The sequence below is a fragment of the Pantoea sp. X-Soil-ISGK-259 genome, assembly GCF_059730705.1.
On record NZ_AP035986.1, the window covers coordinates 1,617,368 to 1,635,427 of the forward strand.

13 protein-coding genes and 1 pseudogene are annotated in these 18,060 nt (G+C 47.8%); all 14 read left to right on the plus strand.

Features of this window, described 5'->3' with window-relative positions:
* Window positions 1-822 precede the first annotated feature (822 nt).
* The 14 genes and pseudogenes from AC6I77_RS07515 (at window position 823) to AC6I77_RS07580 (ending at window position 18,024) form a co-directional block, all read left to right on the plus strand.
* On the plus strand, window positions 823-1,260 hold the full coding sequence (locus AC6I77_RS07515; RefSeq protein WP_181405318.1) for a hypothetical protein: 438 nt from the start codon (window positions 823-825) through the stop codon (window positions 1,258-1,260).
* A 535-nt stretch (window positions 1,261-1,795) separates the two neighbouring features.
* Window positions 1,796-4,339 carry a type VI secretion system tip protein TssI/VgrG gene (gene tssI / locus AC6I77_RS07520; protein ID WP_457171704.1) on the plus strand — a complete coding sequence of 848 codons (2,544 nt, stop codon included), beginning with the start codon at window positions 1,796-1,798 and terminating at the stop codon, window positions 4,337-4,339.
* A 4-nt stretch (window positions 4,340-4,343) separates the two neighbouring features.
* A complete protein-coding gene (locus tag AC6I77_RS07525; RefSeq protein WP_238329281.1) occupies window positions 4,344-5,060 on the plus strand; it encodes a hypothetical protein in 717 nt (238 codons plus the stop codon).
* Between the two features lie 600 nt (window positions 5,061-5,660).
* Window positions 5,661-6,440 (plus strand): hypothetical protein, encoded by a 780-nt coding sequence (locus AC6I77_RS07530; protein ID WP_238329280.1) that lies wholly within the window; start codon window positions 5,661-5,663, stop codon window positions 6,438-6,440.
* A 165-nt stretch (window positions 6,441-6,605) separates the two neighbouring features.
* Window positions 6,606-7,085, plus strand: coding sequence for a hypothetical protein (locus AC6I77_RS07535; RefSeq protein ID WP_442843991.1), 480 nt, complete (start codon window positions 6,606-6,608; stop codon window positions 7,083-7,085).
* Window positions 7,086-7,102: 17 nt separating this feature from the next.
* Entirely contained in the window at window positions 7,103-7,534 is a 432-nt protein-coding gene (locus AC6I77_RS07540) for a hypothetical protein (protein WP_442843992.1), read from the plus strand.
* A 58-nt stretch (window positions 7,535-7,592) separates the two neighbouring features.
* Window positions 7,593-8,033, plus strand: coding sequence for a DcrB-related protein (locus tag AC6I77_RS07545; protein WP_039660441.1), 441 nt, complete (start codon window positions 7,593-7,595; stop codon window positions 8,031-8,033).
* Window positions 8,034-8,036: 3 nt separating this feature from the next.
* A complete protein-coding gene (locus AC6I77_RS07550) occupies window positions 8,037-12,488 on the plus strand; it encodes an RHS repeat-associated core domain-containing protein (protein ID WP_154926146.1) in 4,452 nt (1,483 codons plus the stop codon).
* Window positions 12,485-12,844, plus strand: coding sequence for a hypothetical protein (locus AC6I77_RS07555; RefSeq protein WP_154926148.1), 360 nt, complete (start codon window positions 12,485-12,487; stop codon window positions 12,842-12,844). The genes AC6I77_RS07550 and AC6I77_RS07555 overlap by 4 nt, the downstream gene beginning before the upstream one ends.
* 72 nt (window positions 12,845-12,916) lie before the next feature.
* A pseudogene (locus tag AC6I77_RS07560) lies at window positions 12,917-14,273 on the plus strand (RHS repeat domain-containing protein); the annotation flags it as partial.
* A 14-nt stretch (window positions 14,274-14,287) separates the two neighbouring features.
* The gene (locus AC6I77_RS07565; RefSeq protein WP_154926150.1) at window positions 14,288-14,758 is read left to right on the plus strand and encodes a hypothetical protein; all 471 of its coding nucleotides are present in this window, start codon (window positions 14,288-14,290) and stop codon (window positions 14,756-14,758) included.
* A gap of 445 nt (window positions 14,759-15,203) precedes the next feature.
* Window positions 15,204-16,166: an Ssp4 family T6SS effector gene (gene ssp4, locus AC6I77_RS07570; RefSeq protein WP_008926140.1), complete on the plus strand. Its 963-nt coding sequence runs from the start codon at window positions 15,204-15,206 to the stop codon at window positions 16,164-16,166.
* The gene (gene ssi4 / locus AC6I77_RS07575; protein WP_039660426.1) at window positions 16,166-16,747 is read left to right on the plus strand and encodes an immunity protein Sip4; all 582 of its coding nucleotides are present in this window, start codon (window positions 16,166-16,168) and stop codon (window positions 16,745-16,747) included. The genes ssp4 and ssi4 overlap by 1 nt, the downstream gene beginning before the upstream one ends.
* 905 nt (window positions 16,748-17,652) lie before the next feature.
* Complete coding sequence (locus tag AC6I77_RS07580) at window positions 17,653-18,024, plus strand: hypothetical protein (protein ID WP_039660424.1); 372 nt, start codon at window positions 17,653-17,655, stop codon at window positions 18,022-18,024.
* Window positions 18,025-18,060: the final 36 nt, after the last annotated feature.

Consider the following 18,060-nt stretch of genomic DNA (forward strand, 5'->3'; position numbering starts at 1 on the left):
ATTTTATTATCTATTTTGACGAGTCTACTATTTTCATCGTGAGCTGGTCGCGAGGTTCAAGAATGCTTTCAAGTGGAACTATTTACTATTTAAATGAAGATGAAATTGTTTATTACAAGAAGAAATCCTTGGAGGTAAATAGCGATGCCTCTATTAAGCTATATCAGTATTATGCATTTTAAAATTTCATCAAGCCTGACATGATAAAATGGTTGAAAATATCTGCCTTACAAGGAAATGAGGTTGCCAGGTACAATTATGCGGTTTATTCGATAAATAAAGGAGACATGATTGAAGCTTCGAGATTGATCGATGAGATTCAATCTTCTGGTGATGCTGCATCAGCTAATGAATTGAGAGAAAAGATTAGGTGAGTACATTTATGGGTATTTTATTAATCAATTTATAATTCTCTATGTTGCTTTTTAAAATTTCCCCAACTTAAGGGTAAATTTCACTGGGGTTATGATTAGGCTGGTAACTTAGCTCAGCTTTCTAAATTAATAGATCATCCGCAAGCGAGTCCTCAGGCATTAAATTTTCATTCTTCTATTTAAAGCCGCATTTTATCCGCATATTTGACCGCCCTGACTCAATCATCAAACTAATACGGAAACAACCAGCGTCAGATTTTCTTTATTATTAAGATTAACGGGTGAAGTTTATTTGTAACTTATCATAAATTCCGTGAGTGATTTTATTATTAGCAGTGTAGGATATTCGGATAATGTTGAGGGAGGTGGCCTTAGCAATATTGCTATAATTAGCGGCTACATAACGATTCTGGCTGCTAATTGATTTTTAAAAATGGATGGCAACAACATGGAAATTTTAGCATTTTTATTCTTCTGGTCAGTGACGGTGTATTTTATCTGGAGCAGTAAGATTTCCTATGGAAAAGAAACGCTGGCTGGTATAGGGAAAGCTTTTGTTGGGATTTTTATCGCCATTATCGCTATTGGATTCGTGCTTAAAGGACTGGCAGCTATAATTCCGGGTTTTACCAGGGACGCCGCAGGGGACTTAATGGAGGCGTTAGGTGCATCATTATTTTTTATATGGGGTATGAAATTTATACTTGTCGGATTCTGCAATATGTTTGGCACTGTTATGGATTTTCACAAGAAATATAATGCAGACAATTACAGGCGGTTTTCACCGGCTATCAGTAAGCTGGCACCAGGGCTGTTCATTTTTTCAAAGGTCATTCTTTCTCTTGGAACTATAGTGATTTATTACGGCATCTGGCTGGCGAATTAAACTAAGAAGGGAAACAGGCTGTTAATATTAACAAGGAATATACTTTTCTTTTACGTCGGGCTTCTCCAGGGAAGCGATCTAACAGCGCTTCCGAAAATGCCTTTATACCCTGGCCAGAGAAGAAATCCTGCATTACCGTTGCGCTGCCAGGCAGCTTCCAGCCAAGGGACTGGAACCAGTTGCCTCCCTGATATCGGTTTAACTCACATCTGACGCTAATTAACCACGGATGACTCACCCTGCCTGGAAGTCTGGGCCGCGTATGAAGGCTGCCAGTGTGAGATAAATATGTCTGACTGGCTGTTTAAAAAGCCTGCCATGACGGGCTAAAAGTCCTGTAACACCACGGGAAACTAAACCGGGACGGTGTGCTGCCTGTGTAGAGAGTTACAAACGGTAGGTGAAAGCAGCAGCGCGACACGCATTACCTGTCGACCAGCGGATGGCTGGGAGCCACTGGTGCACATCGATACTCTGGATGACAGCGCCATGACGTACTGGTACCTAATCTCTAATATAAGCACGGAATCTGATTATGTTCTCACGCATTACTGCTCAGCTGCCGGCGGACGGCCTGCTGTTCCATACGCTCACGGGTACCGAGACGCTGTCCCGTCCGTTTGTGCTCACCGCCGAACTGCTGGCCACCGACGCGCGCATCGACCGCCACGCCCTGCTGGGCAAGCCGGTGACCTTTACGCTGCCGACCGACGGCCTGATGAACGCGCTGAGCCCGCGCTACCTCAACGGCAAAATCACCCGGGTGGCGGTGCGCAGCCAGGAGCTGAGCGGCACCCGCTACGCGGTCTACCAGCTGACGGTGGAGCCGGACCTGTGGCCGATGCGGCGCGACCGCAACCTGCGCATCTTCCAGAGCCAGACGGTGCCGCAGATTGTGCAGACGCTGCTGAAGGAGTACGCGGTTAACGTAGAGACGCGCCTGGCGGGCAACTACCGGGTGTGGGAGTACTGCGTGCAGTATCAGGAGAGCAGCCTGGACTTCATCAGCCGCCTGATGGAGCTGGAGGGGATTTACTACTTCTTCCGCCACGAGGCGGACAAACATACGCTGGTGCTGTGCGACGCGCCGGACCAGCATCAGGCGTTTCCGGGCTATGAGACCATCGCCTATCACGTGACCCCGTCGGGCGGCGTGGTAACGGAAGAGGGCATCAGCCAGTGGTCGCTGGCGGAGAGCGTGACGCCGGGCATCTACAGCACCGACGACTACGACTTCCGCAAGCCGAACGCGTGGATGCTGCAGGCGCGGCAGAACCCGGCGTCGCCGGTGCCGGGGTCGGTGGACGTCTACGACTGGCCGGGCCACTTTGTCGACCACAGCCACGGCGAGTCCTACGCGCGCATCCGTCAGGAGGTGTGGCAGGCCGAGCACCACAGCGTCAGCGGGTCGGGCACCGCCACCGGCATCGCGCCGGGCTTCACCTTCGCCATCATCAACGCGCCGCACTTCAGCGACAACGGCGAGTATCTGGTGACCTCGGCGACCTATGACTTCGCCGAGAACAGCTACGCCAGCGGCGACACCGGCGAGAGCCGTCACAACATCAGCTTCACGGTGCTGCCGTCGTCGGTGACGTACCGCATGCCGCCGGAGACGCCGTGGCCGAAAACGCACGGTCCGCAGACGGCGAAGGTGGTGGGGCCGAAAGGCGAGTCGATCTGGACCGACCGCTACGGGCGGGTGAAGGTGAAGTTTCACTGGGACCGTCTGGCAAAGGGCGACGACACCAGCTCCTGCTGGGTGCGCGTCTCCAGCGCGTGGGCCGGTCAGGGGTTCGGCGGCGTGCAGATCCCGCGTGTTAACGACGAAGTGGTGGTGGACTTTATCAACGGCGATCCGGACCGTCCGCTGATTATCGGCCGCGTGTATAACGAGGCAAGCATGCCGCCGTGGGCGCTGCCGGCGGCGGCGACGCAGATGGGTTTTCTGAGCCGGTCGAAGGATGGCACGGCGGATACGGCGAACGCGCTGAGGTTTGAGGATAAGGCGGGTGAGGAACACCTGTGGATTCAGGCGCAGAAGAACATGGATACCCATGTTAAAAATGATTCCAGCCATTCAGTCGCCAACAATCACAGTCATTATGCGGGCGGCAATGAGATCTATCGTGTCGAAACCAATCGCGTCCACGGTGTAAAAGGGGGCGAAGAGAGGCTGACCGGTAAGGGCAAACTCGATGCGGTGGTCGATACCTATGTAGTAGGTTCGGGGACTAAACTCCGCCTTGAATGCGGCGAGAGTGCAATCGAACTGAATGCGAATGGCCAGATTAACATTGTGGGTAAGGGCTTCAATATTTTCGTGCAGGGCGATGGTCACATCACCACCTCTGGTGGCAAACTGAACCTGAATACGGATGGCGCGAAGCCGGGCACAAGCGCACCGGGCTCCAGTCATAAACAGAACATCAGTCAGGCGGTGGAGAACCTGTTCCCGCCGAAGCAAAAAGGCCAGGCCGCGCCCGCTGCACCAAAGGCTGCGGCGGCACCGGCGAAAGGGGCGGCAACACCAAAAAATGGTGACAATTTTTCAACCATTTCTCCAATAATATTAAAACATGAAGGAGGCTATGCAAATCGCGCATCTGATAAAGGCGGTCCAACAAACCATGGTATTGCCTGGAATACATGGAAAAAATATTCAAAAGAGGATCTGGGTGTTGAGCCGACGCTAGAAAATCTTAAAAAAATCACTCCAGAACAGGCTGAGATTATTTACAAGAAAAGATATTGGGACCCAAGTGGTTTTAATGACATAAAAGATCCTAAGTTAGCTTTGATGTCCTATGACTGGAGCATTACATCTGGTGGGGCAGGAAAACAGATTCAAAAACTCTTAAATAGTCAATATGGAAAAAGTTTAAATGTTGATGGTGTCATTGGACCTGATACAATTTCAGCTATGAATAGTGTCGAAGATTCAGGTAAACTAACCGATAGCATTGCTGAAATCAGAAAGCAATATTATACTAACCTCACTATATCTGATCCTAAAAACTTACCCAATCTTACCGGCTGGATTAATAGGGTTAATGATTGTCTGGATTTTAAAGGTTAATGAAATGAACAAAGTTGGATTTAGCTTAGCGGTGCTGTTGTCAATCTCTTCATCATCCTTGTTTGCTTCAGACGATTTTACCGGTCAATGGAGTGGGCAAGAAAAAAATGATAACGGGTCATTATACTCAACGTTAACATTAAAGTTAAAACAGCAAAATAATAACATTATAGGTAGTTATTGCTATGTTACCAGAAGCGGTAATAAAATAGATTGCCCTGATAATGAACAAAAAAACCTCAAAGGTGTTGCAAACGGAAATAATGCTTTGATTGATTTTGATTCTGCTTTTGGTGGGGTAAAAGGTAAAGCAAGTTTAGAAATTAAAGATAATAAAGTTATATGGAAGTTAATTAAAAATCCTGAGAATGGTGAGTTCTATGCGCCTAAAAATTATACGCTCGATAAAGAAGTAAATCAGGAGAATTTAAAATCAGACATGAAAGTTTTTTCGACATCTGATTTCACCATTACTTTAGTGAATGGTTGTGGAGGGTTTTATACTGTATGTGATAAAGTTAAATACTTTGGCCTGAGAAATAAAGATGGAAAACAAATCATTCTTGAAGGTAAGACCACGCAGCCTGTTAATTTAAATAAAGCCGACGGAATGATTTTTAAAAATAACGGTGTAGATTATATTGTGCGATTTAATCCGCTTGCGTTAAAGGTAGTGCAGGGGAATAAAACACTTGTAGAGCAAAGTGGTAAGTGGGAATGATAATTTTTATTGTTCAAATACGAGGATTTTCCTGCGGATTGAATAATATGTATAAACTTAATTAATAATATGATATTTCTCGGGGAGGTGGTTTTTTATCTCCTCCCCGCACGTAGAATTTAAATTTGAATTTATATTCAGTAAGTTAAATTGCAATTTATTAGTGAGTAACCGAAAGTTTTTTCTTATTTTTTTTGCTAATCTCGATAAAATTTAATAAATGTAGTTTTTTTGATGGTCTTATATTTGTGTCTGCCCTCATTTTTTTATCTTGCATTGCAAGGGCCGAACCCAGCACGAACTTATACTTTCCAACTCTTAATGATAGCGACTTTTCCGTTCTGCTAAATAGCTATGCTTTCAATCCCGGTGAGAGCTGAAGCAACTAAAATTTCGTACGTGCAGGCAAGGCCCTGAGTTCAGCTATGGCCTGAGTCGACCTTTTCAGCGCAGGTTTGAATTATGACAAGTAAATATATTGTTCAAGCACTACGGTTAAAAACGGTGTTTAATATAACTGGTGGAATCATTATTCCACCGTTTTGACAAAGCGCTATACCAATGAAGCTGCTGAATTTTTGAAGTTTTCAGGTGAATAAAGTGAGTTTATTTATTAAGTTGTTTTTTTGGGTTTTTTTTATTGGTAGCTTAACAGGTTTTGCAACAGCCTCTGATACGAAATCGACTTACTCTCAGTATGATGTTCTGGGTAATGTTTCGACTATTTTTAATGACCAGGAAGTCGTTTCAAGTTTAAAATCTGTTTTAGGCAGCGAGTACAATGACTTTAGCCAGAACTTTGATGTTTTTGGTGAGCCTCATATAACAGCGAACGGTGGTATATTCGTTGAGGGCTGGTTAAAAGATCTTTACCTTGAGCAGGCTTCAGCATTTATTATACAGCCTGACGGTAAAGTCTATGCTGCATGGATACTGCCTGTAGATAATAAAATAAATTATATAAGTAATGACCGTGCAACTAACAAAATGCAGGAAGATATTGCGATCTGGGCGAAGCGTTTCGATAAAAAACAGTCAGCTATTTCGGCTATAAATAAAAAAGAAGTTCAAAAAAACGGCGAGAAAGTTTTCGAGACGCAGAAGTTCAGGATTAGGATAGCGTCGCTTTGCACTACTGATTCGGAGTGTAATGACGTCAGTTATGAAGGTGTAAGAAAATCAGATGGCGCGGTTGTCAAGTTAAGAGGAAAGGCTATGAAAAGTGATTGTGGTCAGGCTTCCTGCACGGTGCTGAGTTATAAATTCCGTAATCATGATGCAACTTATATTATCAACAATGTAATTAGTAATCTTACAGTTGTTGTTAATGACAAAATCGTACTATCTGAAGACGGAAAGTGGATAAATATTTCCGAGTAATAAAGTTTCTGTGGGATGGTGAGCCATGTGTGCGCACTGTCACACATGATGTTTGCACATTATTTTTAAATGGAATTTTATAAAATGGTATGTTTCATTAATAAACGTAATTTTCAATTATGCGCGCTGCTTTCAGTTGTTTTTTATTTTTATCCTTGTTATGTAATGGCTGATGATTCCAGTAATGAACTAAAAAGCTCTGACTTTCAGGTAATAATAAATCATCACGGTTTAACTTTAGGTGACGATTGGAACAGTGAAATTCAGAAACAGGTGGGCGTGCAGATAAGTGAAAACTTCGTTGGCGACGCGCCCGCCGGTGACACCAGCTATAAGTACTATCAGCATAAATATGATGGTTTTGAAATCTACACTGCCAACTTGTTTTGGCAAAAAAAACAGCGTGATATCAATAGCTATCTCATTGCACAGATCACCATCAATACGCCTGCAATCAAAACAGCCAGAGGTGTAGAAATTGGTGACAGTCAGGATGTGCTGGTCAGTAAATATGGTCAGGGCACAGTGGATGACAGTGATAACCAGCACTGGTTATATTATGACGCTGATCACAAACGCATGTCATTTCAGTTAGAGCATAAAAAAGTCAGTCATATTATGATGACGATTAATACGGATGATTGAAAGGGGTTCTGCGTGATATGTTGCGCGGAATTGAATTATGTTATATCTCTGATGTGATCATTATTGTTAAAAATGACAGAGTAGTTATGGTTAAATTTTTACCTTTAATAGTTTTTTCATTGCCTCTGACCGTGCTTGCCAATAACGCATGCCCGATGTGGAGTGATTCTGCCAACGCAAAAGGCGTGCGTTTCGACAATACAGATAATGTCTACAAGGTTGGCGGGTCAGGACGGTTGCAGTTTTATTCTGCGCCTGATAGCCGTTGTGCAGAAAAAGATGTTTTTGTGGTGCCTGGCAATGAACTATATGCTTACGTCGAGTATGGAAAGTATTACAGCGTAATGTATGTGGCCAATGACGGAAACCAGGTTAATGGCTGGGTCGAAAAATTCAGATTAGTTGAAACACATACTGGTATCGCACCTGATTATGATGAAAATAAATAGTTAATTCCTCTGCTGTTAATAACATCCCGTTTTTACTTTCCCCATATGGAAATCTATTATGAATTACCAATTCAATGAGGGCGCCTTTGCGCTTTTTCCTGCTGCCTGGCAGGACACCACCATGAATATTCTCCGCGACGAAGCCAGTGGGCTGGCATGGGTTGTAAGCCGTGGTGTTATTTCTGAGGGCAGTGATGCGGAAAAAGAATTCCAGCGTCAGTGGGACACGTTGCGGAGTCAGATGGGTCACATCCAGCAGAGTGAGTTTGTACGCGTGACGGCGGGTGTAGATAACACCCTACACGCAATTGAAGTTGAAACTATGTTTGACCGTAACGGGCAGGCCGTGTGGCAGAAACAGCTGGCTACGCAGGTGCCGGACTCGAACACCTTAATGATTTTTACGCTCTCCGCGATGCGTCCATTCAATGAAGAAGACGGACAGCGCTGGAGTGCTTTTAAACAAAGCCTGACTCTGAACACGCCACGGAAAGCATAACTTATGGATAATCCTGCGGCCCGCGTGGGCGATGAGATCATTCACTCCAGCATTTTTGCTGATATCACCAGCATTGTGGCAGAAGGTGCGGCGTATGCCGTCATTGGTGCCGCAGTGGGTGCTGCTATCGTCTCGGCAGCGCCCCTGCTGGGTACAGGGGCGGCAGCGGCGAGTGTCGCCGCCGTGGGTAACAGTTGCCTGCTCAGCGGTATTCTTGGCGGTATACTGGCCAATGCCGTGGGTCTGTCACAGGAGATCAGCAAAGCGGCCGATGGGCTGGGAAACATGATATTCCCGCCGTCACCCGCCGGTGTGATATCCAGCGGTTCAGACAACGTTTACGTAAATGGTCTTTTAGCCGTGCGCGCGGCCGGTATGCTCACGCCCGGCGAGACACCGCCACCGGAACCGCAATCGCCGAAGAGCTTTGCCGACTACGGCGGCATGCTGCTCTCTGCGGTGGGCCAGTTTGGCAGTGCAATGTGGCAACCTACGGTCGCCTCCGCCGATGCGGGCACCTCTCCGCTGGAGCAGGACAAAGTGGCCTGTGAAAAACACAGTGGACCGCAATATCTGGCGCAGGGATCGAAAAGTGTCTTTATCAATGGCCAGCCTGCGGTGCGCGCAAAGGATAAAACCACCTGTGATGCCACCGTGAGTGACGACGTCTCCCCCAATGTCATCATTGGTGGTGAAACGGTCACGGTCAGAGAGATCAAAAGCGGCAAGGTGCCAGGCCTGGCTGTGATGATGATCGGCCTTTCTCTGATCCGTGGTCGCCCCAGTCAGATCCTCAAAAACATGCCCTGCGCGCTGGCCGGTGCCGTGGGCGGTATGGCAGCGGACATGGCCATCAACGCGGCTTTCTCGTCGCTGTTTCCGGTTCATGCGGCGACCGGCGTCAAAGTTCTGAATGATGATGCCGAGCGCGATTTTTCCCTTCCCGGACGTTTCCCGCTTAGTTTTCAGCGCAGCTATAACAGCCTGACTCAGCGCGCCGGCCTGTTTGGTCAAGGCTGGGCCACGGTGTTTGACAGTTACCTGACGCTGGAAGGGAATCGGGCGTCCTGGTTCGATGACAACGGACGCGAACTAAGCTTTGACGTGCCCGGTGAAAAAGAGGTGCTCTACAGCATCAGCGAAGGGTTGATGGTGCGGCGCAACGAGTCCGGCGATATCGCCATTGCCGATGACGACGGTGCGGTCTGGCGTCTATACCGGCGCACGGCTGCTGACCCGCAGGTGCTGCGTCTGGCTTCACTCAGCGACGAGTACGGTAATGCGCTGGAGATGGGCTGGGATGAACAGGCTCGTCTGGTGCGTATCCATGACGCGCCGCTGGCGATTGACGTTACGCTGCACTACGACGACAAACATCACGCGCGGCGCCCGACATCAGCCAGCCATTTTGATGGCGATCAACACTGGCCTCTGACGCGCTGGACCTACACTGAACAGGGCCAGCTTGCCAGCGTTACTGATGCCGCTGGCGTTATGTCGCGGCGCTTCCGGTACAACGACGATGGTTTAATGGTCTGGCATCAGCTGCCGGGCGGGCTCGAAAGCGAATATCGCTGGCAGAAGCTGGATCACTGGCGCGTAGTCGAGAACCGCACCAATACCGGTGATGGCTGCCACATGCATTACGATCTTGAGGCGGGCATCACGCGGGTCTCAACCTATGACGGTCAGCAGCGTGAACATCACTGGAATGCTGCGGGCCTCATCACCTGTTTTATCGACGAGCGGGGCGAGAAGTGGCGTTATGAGTGGGATGAAAACGAACTCCTGACGCGTCGCACCGATCCGCTGGGCAACGCGGTGAGTTTCACCTATGACGATCTGGGCAACCGCATTGAAGAGAAAGATGCTGACGGCGGTGTGCAGGCTGTGCAATGGCTGTCCCACCGTTCGCTGCCGACAGTGGTTGCCGGAGCAGACGGTTCCACCACGAAGTACTATTACGATCCCCATCATGGCCTTGAGCGCGTCGTTGATGCGCTCGGGCAAAGCACGCTCTATAAACGGGATGAATTCGGACTGGTTGTCGAGGAGATCGACGCAGCGGGTAACAGCTACCGCCGGGAGTTTAACGATGCCGGCCAGGTTATCCGTGAAACCGACTGTTCAGGATTGACCACGCGCTACCGTTATCATCCCCTGGGCTGGCTTAGCTCTGTCATCGCGCCGGATGGTGAAGAAACCCGTTATCACTATGACGCATCAGGCCGTCCTCTTCAGCTGGAACGTGCAGAGGGATGGGAAGAGCGGTTGCACTGGAGTGAAAGCGGACTGCCGCTGGCCTATGAGTCGGCTGATGGCAAGCGCAGTGAATTCCGTTACGACAACGTCGGGCGACTGATCGCCAGCCGCAATGCAGAGGGTGAGACGGTTCAGCGAAGCTGGGACAGCCGTGGCCGATTGACGGCGCTGCAAAACGAAAACGGAGAACAGTATCAGTTCGAGTGGGGCGCGGATTCTCTGTTGCTGGCTCAGGTCGGGCTGGATGGCGTTGCCACGCGATATGATTATGACGCAGCGGGCCGCACGGTATCACGTACCTTTGCCGCTGGGCATCCTCAGTCCATCACCCATCGCTATCACTGGAGCCGTGCGGGACAACTGCTGGCGCGGACCACGCCGGAAGGCCAGACGCGCTATCACTACAGTGGCGGCGGTCAGCTGGGTAAAGTGTCGCAGCATCTGCCGCTGTCTGACGCGGAGTGGAGCCAGCAGGCCGAGCAGGAGATCACATTTAAATATGATGCGCTGGGCCGCATCGTTGCTGAACAGGGAGAGCAGGGCAAACTGGCGTGGGAGTATGACGCGCTGGGTAACTGCACAGCCTTAACACTGCCGGATGGTCGCAATCTCAGGCAGCTTTATTATGGCAGCGGTCATTTACTGAGCATCGCGTTAGACAACCTGCCGGTCACCGAGTTTACCCGCGACACGCTGCATCGGGAACTGAGCCGGACACAGGGCGGCCTGACCATGCGCAGTGAATATGATCGGTTAGGCAGACTGCGCCGCCGTGACGTGTTCAGGGGAGACGCGCAGCGTCCTGCGCCGCGCGTCTGGTCCCGTCGCCGCGACTTCGATTACGGCAACAACCTGATCCGTGAAGAGCGTGACGATAATCCGTTCAGCCAGACGTTATGGAACTACGATAACGCCGGCCGGCTGTTGTCCCAGGACGGCGCACAGCCGGGCAATGAACAGTGGCGCTGGGATGGCGCAGGCAACCCGCTGGATCGCCATAGTGCCGCGCACGTGATGCATAACCGTGTCACAGAACTGAACGGTATCCGCTGGCAATATGACATTCATGGCCGTACCACTGAGAAGGATGATGGTCAGACCCGCTGGCGATATCGCTACGATGGTGAGCATCGCCTGACGGACGTCATCAGCGAGCCACGGGACCGTAATAAGCCGCGCACTAAGGTGAGTTTCCGTTACGATCCGCTGGGACGCCGCATCAGTAAAACCAGCCAGCAGCTGTTACAGGGCAGGCCGTCCGGGAACGCCGTCACGACGCGCTTTGTGTGGGAAGGCTATCGTCTGCTGCAGGAAATCCACGACGGTACACCGCTGACCTACGTTTACAGCGACAGCCAGAGCTATGAACCGCTGGCCCGTATTGATGGTGTGGAAAGCCCGGAGATTTACTGGTTCCATAACGCGGCCAACGGGATGCCGGAACTGCTGACTGACGCTGAAGGGCAAAAAGCCTGGGAAGGCATCAACAGCCCGTGGGGCAAGCTGCTGCGCGAGTCCAGCCAGCGGATGCCGGTCGTTCAGCAGAATCTGCGTATGCAGGGCCAATACCTGGATCGGGAATCCGGACTGCACTACAATCTGTTTCGTTATTATGACCCGGATAGCGGCCGGTTCACCCAGCAGGACCCGATAGGGCTGGCGGGCGGGATTAACCTTTACCAGTATGCGCCGAATGCGCTGGGGTGGGTGGATCCTTGGGGGTTGAGTTGTAAAAATGCATGGAATGATTTCCAGAAAAAGTCGAATAAAAAACAATTCACTTCAAGGAAACAAGCATCCAAAGCATATGCTTTATGGAAAAAACAAGACTGGGCAGCGTTAGAACAACTTATGGGTGAAGGTGCCTGGCCTCCTAACCGCGGTTTTGTTACTTCAGTGAAAGAAACTCTTCAGCCCGGAGAATACGTAGATCGTTATGGTGGATGGATTGAAGATGGTGTTTTCAGAGATCCAGGAACATTTCTTTCTCCGGCCGGAGCTTCTTTTGAGGGAAGGGCGCTTCCGGATTATACTTTAACAAAGCCACTATCCACCTATGAGGTATTAAAACCTTATGAAGTTGATTCAGGACCGGCAATTCCTTGGTTTGGGAAGCCAGGGATGAACAAACAATACGAAACAGCTGATTATATTGAAGATCTTATCAAAGATGGAGTCTTAAGGAAGTTATGAAAAATTTTATTAAAAAAAAAGTTTTGTTACACGATGGTATTGAAAATGACTTTATCCATAAAAAGAACTTTTTTGAATGCCCGTGCTGTTCTGGAAAAATAGTTTTTTCGGTGTATGGTTCAAGAAGTTTCAATTCAGAAGAGTTAGATTTTAAGAAAAATTATTCAAAAAAAATAAAAGGAGTAAAGGAAAAAATTAAAGATTCGGGTCGTTATCATTACGATGGTGAAGCTATCAGCTTTTTTGAAACGGAATGTGATTTTGAAAATCATAAGGTAGTAGTGTTTTTCACATTTTCAGAAATTCAACCATCCAGGTATTCCTCTCACTTGATAGGTCTTTTTCTAAGAGATTAATTTCCTAACTTTTACTTTAAATAAAGAGTGTTTTTAGTTAATTGCATTGATCGTTGAGAGGTTATACACAATTCCTGTCGATATAGATTCGATTACGGCAACAACTTAATCCGTGAAGAGCACGACGATAATCCGTTCAGCCAGACATTATGGAACTACGATAATGCCGGCCGGCTGTTATCACAGGACAATGCGCAGCCGGGTAATGAACAGTGGCGCTGGCAACCCGCTGGATCGCCATAATGCCGCTCATGTCATGTATAGCCGTTTCACCGAACTGAACGGTATCCGCTGGCAGTACGATATCCATGGATGTACCACGGAGAAAGATGATGGGCATACCCGCTGGCGATATCGCTACGATGGTGAGCATCGCCTGACGGACGTCATCAGCGAGCCATGGGAACGTAACAAGCCGCGCACTAAGTTGAGTTTTCGCTACGATCCGCTGGGACGCCGCATCAGTAAAACCAGCCAGGAGCTGTTACAGTGCAGGCCGTCTGGTAACGCCGTCACGACGCGCTTTGTGTGGGAAGGTTACCGCCTGCTGCTGGAAATCCACGACGGCACTCCGCTTACCTACGTTTACAGTGACAGCCAGAGCTATGAACTGCTGGCGCGTATTGATGGCGTGGAAAGCCCGGAGATCTATTGGTTCCATAATGCAGCCAACGGGATGCCGGAACTGCTGACTGACGCTGAAGGGCAAAATGCCTGGGAAGGGATCAACAGCCCATGGGTCAAGCTGCTGCGTGAATCCAGCGAGCGAGTTCCGGTGGTGGAGCAGAATCTGCGGATGCAGGGCCACTACCTGGACCGGGACTAATTTGCATAAGCAAATTTGAACATCGCTTCAGCGATGGCCTCAAGGGGGTGAGGCACCGGAGGGGCCGAATCAACCGGACTGCACTACAATCTGTTTCGTTATTATGACCCGGACAGCGGACGGTTTACACAGCAGGATCCGATTGGGCTGGCGGGCGGGATCAACCTTTACCAGTATGCGCCGAATGCGCTGGGGTGGGTGGATCCTTGAGGGTTGATGAAGTGTAACAACCCTGCGAAAGAAGCAACGCAGTGGCAGGGACCAGGGAATAAATCTTATCCAGGTATCGATGTTTATGAAAATACGGTTATAAAAAAAGGGACGATTCTTTATGCTCTTCATCCTAATGGAGATCGGTTACCTGCTTATACAGTAAGCCATCCTACAGTCAGACAGTATAAAGGTGATCCACTTGGTTATCATAAAGCTTTGCAAGTTATGCTAGACCCAGCATTTACAATGCGTTCAAAGGTGAGAGCTTACTACGTTACCCAAGATATACATGTAGCCAGAGGACGTGCTGAAGCTAATGCTCAGTATGGTCGAGGAGGAGGGCTACAGTTTTATATACCGGAAGAGGCTCGGCTTAAACTGAAACCTTGAAAAGTAATTGATATATGAAAAAAATGATTTTAGAAGAGAATGGTGCTTTGCTTGTGGATGGAAGTAAAATAGAACTTTCTTCTTACGAACAATTTATTAATTCTTCGTTTTTTAAATCTTCTGATGACCTTATACATGTAGGAGAGTATTATTTTTCAGCAAAAAATGTCATGTGGCATAATGAACCGTTCCATGTACAATTTAGGCCCGCTATTTATTCTGTTAATAAGAGCGTGTTCCTAATCAGTAAAACTGGTGAGTTTTATAAAAACATTAACGATTGGGAAAAAAGGGCAAATGTAAACGTTTTAATTTCTGAAGAGAAAAGATTGTATGAGTGGATGATGGAAAAGTATCCAGGTAATTATAAAGGTGAATTAAAAGATCTTCCATATGGTCATGTTTGGGGGTTTTCAAGGGGTGAGATAACGGTACAGTCTAATGAAAAATCATTTACGTGCGGGATATATATTGAGTGGAGATAAATTTAAAATTAACCAACCTGTCATTATATTAATATGTAGTGCTGCTGCAGAAAATTATAATGAAGGGTGTTAATATTCAACTATTAACATTGGTAATGTATTATTACTGTCTGCAGGCACTGCGATATTGAAGGCCGAACAGTTGATAAATATGATGGACATACCTACTAGCTACATTGCTACCATGGTGAGCGTCGCCTAAAGAAATTTATTTATTCTGCCAATTGATTTTAAAAACTTCCCGATGAAGTGTAGCTAGGTTATTATATTTTCTTAGTGAAGGGTTTGTTAGATTAACTATTTTCTCTTTTAATTAAAAATAACGTTTTTAGCTTATTTTATGGTTATCGATATATGATCTGTTGCGGTAATGACCGGCTCTCTATTCCGAATTTCAATGTTTAAAAACTCTCTCTTCATCTGTTCGAACTTATAAGGAGATAAAATGAACCTGCCAGGAATGAATCCCGAAAATAACTTACCGGGTTATGACATCGCGAGACTGACCGGTTATGGGGCACCTGATTTTGATTTCAAAGCGCTGGGTGCAGCAATGGATTGTACCCGGGAGTTTTATCAGGCTGGCATCATCTATGCAGATGGCGCACAGCGTTATCTTGTCCGGCCTGGTCAGCGTCATCCTAATGGCCAAAGTGGTATCGTCACACATCTTATTGTGACCAAAACGCCTAAGCAAGCCACAGCGTCTGATACGGGCAAGTCACTGAGTGAAGCAGTCAGCGCGACCTCAATGGGCACGGAGATTGCCTCGACCGTGCTTTCCTGTGGTGCAATGATTATCACCGCTGGCGTGGCGGTTATCGGTGCTTCAGCAACGCCGATAACGGCTGGCAGTAGCGGCGTGCTTGTCGCCATTGGTTATGCCGGTGCTGCGGCAACAGGTGTGCAGTGTATTAATGGTATCTACCGGGTTTATGATCTCGTCGAAAACGGTGGTGAAAACGTCGCGTGGCTGGACTCTCAGGAGTGGTACGTTGCCACTTCAACGTCTCTTGACCTTATTTCACTTGCCAGTGTGGGCGGTGCATTAAAAGAAGCTCTCGCAACATGGCGAGCGATGAAATCGGTCTCTTCTTTAAAAGCCACGGAGTGGCTCAGGAACTATCCAAGGCAGGACAGGGCGCGGCTTACTGAATTAATCATCAAGGCACAAAACCCGGGTATAACTAATAAAGAGCTCAAGGCCGCCATCCGTGCAGGACTTTATCCAAAACGTTTCCCTGTAGAGCCGGTGCAAAAAGAACTTGTTAAGCAACTCGCACAGGTCGTCACCAGTGCAGCGGCTGTGGCTGGCAGTGCTGTCAGTGGTATCATTGCTGCTCCAGGTAACGTCCCGCGTACCGGACGCTACATCGTGGGAACAATCCAGTCACTGGCGGTAATTTAATGCAATTTTTATCATGGCTTATTGGACGTAATATCACTGAACTCCTGCAACAGGGGCGCGAAATAGATCAGGCAATCGCACGGCAGGATGATTCCATACTTGCCCGATCTACTTCAGAGCTTGAGCGCTATTTTAAACAGCCTTCTGAGGCGCTGCCCCGGCAAAATGGCTTCCCCGTTGCAATTGTGCTGATGCTGTTACTGGTTGCATTTGCATTTAATCTGCTGACATTTCTGCACGCTTTACCTCCTCTGAGTCCACAGATACACGCGTTGAGTTTTTTTGTTCCCTCAATTGTTGTTATTGGCGCGATACTCACGTCCAGTTACCTGCTTGCGCGAGGCCATACAGCGGGTGTGGCGGGACTGGCTTATGTCTGTGCAATATTGCTTATATCGACTGTTTTACTCCTGAGCTACAGCGTTGTTACTGCTAGCCACTCGGGCCTGTGGCTGATTCTGGCACTCGCTGCTTTAGTGGGTGCTCGCTGGGTACTGAATGGGCAGGGTTTCGTCCTGTTTGCCATTTACTGCCGGACACAACGCCTTGCCAGCGTCGCCCGGCAGCGTCGCATGAAATAACCCATACGGGTCTGTAGTGCTGTTATCGCGGAATATCCATTCCGCGACTCTCGTCATACCATCCACTTTTCTCTCAAACCTTAGGCCTGAAACTAAAAGCCAGATGTAAGTTACTCCCTGGTGAGTATTGATGATGAGAATAGCTCTGCGATATTCAGGTTTCCCTGGCTTGATTTCGATTTAGGTAACAACCTCAACCCTGAAGAGTGCGACGATATCTTTTCAGCAGACATCATGTAACTACGATAATGCAGGTTGTTTGTTGCCTTATAATGACTTGCAGCCAGGTTTTGAGCAGTTGCGACGGGACAATGCAGGCAACCCATTGGATTGCCCCATACGGGTTCAGACATCATGCATAACCGCCGTGAACTATATCCGCTGGAAAAATGATATCCATGGTTATCACACCCGGGAAGGATGACGGTCAGACCCACTGGCACTTCCGTTACGAGGGTGAGCACCGTTTGACTGACTTTTTCAGCGAGCGGCGGGACCACAATAAGCCATGCAAGAAGGTTAACCTCCACTACAATGCACAAGTGTGTCGCATCAGTAAAACCAGCAAGCAACTTGGACTAATCTTATTTATAGTTTTAAGACTAAGTTGTCCAGGGAAATGTAATGCATGTGAGGACATAGCTCATCATTCGCACAAATAGTTCCCTTATGTCTTAATCACTAATGATGATTCGGAAGACATCTTTCGGTAGTGAGATCTCCAATGAATCCCAGAGATTTTATCATCTGTTCTAGCCCCCGTTGCCCGGTTAAGGTCAGAGCAAAATCATGACTAAGCTGTATTTAATAATGTTGAAAGAAAATGGTGATTAAGGGTTTTTTGCTGATGGCAAAGCTGTCCCGTTTGCCGCAATTAATTGATCAGCTAAGAGAGATAGGTTTAAATGTATGCTATTAATGATTTAATTTTACTGGCTGATCAAGCTACTCTTAAGTGGAAATTTAAGGGTGAAGCATTGTCATTGGCTTTATCCGAGGTCGATCAGGTGTTGGTTGATGAAAGCAGAGATTTAATATTTGTTCTTGATCAGAAGAGAAGTTTGCCTGAAAGACTCATTATAATAAATGCGCAAGGAAAAATCTTATCATCTTTTTCACCGCCCGATGGTGGAGGATTTTACTACATGACGGTGGATTCAAAAAAAGAGGTCTTAATAGTCTGCGTTTTTAATGGAAAAATTGATGGCTGGAGTGACTGGTATTTCTCTTTCCATCAGAGAACTAATCAACTGGTGCGGTTATCACGGGCTTACTGATGCTGAAGAAGTAAATATTAATCATGATGGTCCCAG

What these genes read in the sequence shown, in the direction of transcription:
- AC6I77_RS07515 (WP_181405318.1), top strand. Translation starts at nt 823, where the DNA reads ATGGAAATTTTAGCATTTTTATTCTTCTGGTCAGTGACGGTGTATTTT.
- tssI (WP_457171704.1), top strand. Translation starts at nt 1,796, where the DNA reads ATGTTCTCACGCATTACTGCTCAGCTGCCGGCGGACGGCCTGCTGTTC.
- AC6I77_RS07525 (WP_238329281.1), top strand. Translation starts at nt 4,344, where the DNA reads ATGAACAAAGTTGGATTTAGCTTAGCGGTGCTGTTGTCAATCTCTTCA.
- AC6I77_RS07535 (WP_442843991.1), top strand. Translation starts at nt 6,606, where the DNA reads ATGGCTGATGATTCCAGTAATGAACTAAAAAGCTCTGACTTTCAGGTA.
- AC6I77_RS07540 (WP_442843992.1), top strand. Translation starts at nt 7,103, where the DNA reads ATGTTGCGCGGAATTGAATTATGTTATATCTCTGATGTGATCATTATT.
- AC6I77_RS07545 (WP_039660441.1), top strand. Translation starts at nt 7,593, where the DNA reads ATGAATTACCAATTCAATGAGGGCGCCTTTGCGCTTTTTCCTGCTGCC.
- AC6I77_RS07550 (WP_154926146.1), top strand. Translation starts at nt 8,037, where the DNA reads ATGGATAATCCTGCGGCCCGCGTGGGCGATGAGATCATTCACTCCAGC.
- AC6I77_RS07555 (WP_154926148.1), top strand. Translation starts at nt 12,485, where the DNA reads ATGAAAAATTTTATTAAAAAAAAAGTTTTGTTACACGATGGTATTGAA.
- AC6I77_RS07565 (WP_154926150.1), top strand. Translation starts at nt 14,288, where the DNA reads ATGAAAAAAATGATTTTAGAAGAGAATGGTGCTTTGCTTGTGGATGGA.
- ssp4 (WP_008926140.1), top strand. Translation starts at nt 15,204, where the DNA reads ATGAACCTGCCAGGAATGAATCCCGAAAATAACTTACCGGGTTATGAC.
- ssi4 (WP_039660426.1), top strand. Translation starts at nt 16,166, where the DNA reads ATGCAATTTTTATCATGGCTTATTGGACGTAATATCACTGAACTCCTG.
- AC6I77_RS07580 (WP_039660424.1), top strand. Translation starts at nt 17,653, where the DNA reads ATGTATGCTATTAATGATTTAATTTTACTGGCTGATCAAGCTACTCTT.